2 protein-coding genes are annotated in these 1,857 nt (G+C 53.4%); one reads left to right on the top strand and one right to left on the bottom strand.

Going from position 1 to position 1,857, the window contains the following annotated elements:
• A partial coding sequence (locus tag QMD53_07130) for an IS4 family transposase (GenBank protein ID MDI6800408.1) occupies positions 1–1,668 on the top strand: 1,668 nt, incomplete at its 5' end.
• Positions 1,669–1,677: 9 nt separating this feature from the next.
• Here the strand turns inward: QMD53_07130 and QMD53_07125 are convergent.
• Positions 1,678–1,857, bottom strand: a 180-nt coding sequence (locus tag QMD53_07125) for a hypothetical protein (GenBank protein ID MDI6800407.1), incomplete at its 5' end; no start/stop codon positions are given.

Here is a 1,857-nt window from a genome sequence, read left to right as displayed (position 1 = left end):
CATGTGTTGTCTTTGGCGCTTTCTCGTTTGCCTGGAGACTGGGAGCAACGTTACCAGATTCGTCCTGTCTTGGTGGAGACCTTTGTAGATCCGAACCGTTTTGCCGGTACCTGCTACCAGGCGGCCAACTGGACTTACGTTGGGGACAGCGCAGGCCGTCGGGACGGGATAGCGAAGAAGATTTTTTTGTATCCTCTTTGTCCGAGGTGGCGGGAAGTGCTTTGCGTCGAACCGCAGATTCGATTGGCCGAGAGGCCGCGCCCGGAAGTGCCGGAGCACTGGGCCGAGGAAGAGTTCGGTACGGTGCGTTTGTATGATGACCGGCTGAAGCAACGACTTTACACGATCGCTCAGGACTTTTACAATTGTCCTCAGGCGAACATTCCGGAAGCGTGTGGATCGAAAGCGCGAACGATGGGAGCTTATAGATTTTTTGAAAACCCCAAGGTAACCATGGACGTGGTGCTGACCGCTCATACCGAGGCGACGATCGAACGGATTAAAAAGCACCGGGTGGTGCTCGTGCCGCAAGATACCACGACGCTCAATTACAGCACCCACCCGATGACCGAAGGACTGGGGCCCGTCAATAATGCGGATGATCAGGCCATCGGATTGCTGCTTCACGACACCTTGGCCTTTACGGAGGAGGGCACGCCCCTGGGCATCTTGGATGCTCAGTGCTGGGCGCGGGATCCGCAAGAGAGAGGGAAACGATATCGGCGCAAAGAATTGCCCATTGAGCAAAAGGAAAGCATGAAGTGGCTGCGCAGCTTTCAGAAAGCCGCACAAGTTCAGAAGCTGTGTCCGGAGACCATGCTGATCGTGATTGGAGATCGTGAGTCGGATATCTACGAGCTGTTTCTGGAGGCCAGCAAAGAGGCCGGCGGTCCCAAACTTCTGGTACGGGCGGAGAGGACGCGTAACCGGAAAGTAGACCAGGAGTTCTTGTGGGACTTTATGGCGAAGCAGGAGGTGGCTGGTTCCCTTAAGATTCATGTGCCTCGCCGGGGTTCGCGTAAGGTCCGCGATACCTGGGTGGATATTCGTTTTGCCGAAGTGGTCTTGAATCCTCCCAAGCGTTGTGGATCGGCTCCATCGGTAAGGGTATGGGCCGTATATGTCCTTGAACAGGCTTGCGGAACAGTAGAGTCGCCGATTGAATGGATGCTTCTGACCACGGTTGAGGTAAAGAGCTTTCCAGATGCCCAAAAACGGGTGGAATGGTATTCCGGGCGTTGGGGTATTGAAGTTTACCATCGTACGCTGAAAAGTGGATGCCGGATTAAGGATCGTCAACTTGGGACGGCCGATCGCCTCGAAACATGTCTTGGAGTAGATATGGTGGTCGCGTGGCGGGTTTATCATCTGGCGATGCTCGGCCGAGAGATACCTGAAATGCCTTGCACGGTGTTCTTCAAGGATATCGAGTGGAAAGCGCTGTGTTGCTATGTTAACAAAACGCCGGTTGTTCCTGAAAAGCCGCCTTCGATACGCAAAGCGGTATTGATGGTGGCAGCCATCGGCGGCCATCTGGGAAGAAAAGGCGATGGCTTCCCTGGCACCCAAACCCTCTGGCGTGGTCTGGAGCGGTTGTATACAGCAACTGAGATGTACGCTATCGTTACTCGACAATATTATCCTCATCCTATGCAATCCGGCCCCTAACCCCCTGTGTCAAGTGTGGGTAAGGATCAGCGTCGAAGGGGGAGGGGAAAAATTGAGTTTCCGGATGGACACTAATTGGTCATGACAATTTGAAAAAAAGGGACATTTGGGGTTAAGATAATTTAAAAATTTAACACCCCGCTTCTTTTCCTTTCTTTTCTCCACCGGGGCGCCTATTATTTTACCGGC

It is taken from the genome of Actinomycetota bacterium, from assembly GCA_030017835.1.
Taxonomy (GTDB): Bacteria; Actinomycetota; Aquicultoria; order UBA3085; family Oleimmundimicrobiaceae; genus Yes70-04.
This window is presented reverse-complemented; position numbering and strand designations above follow the sequence as displayed.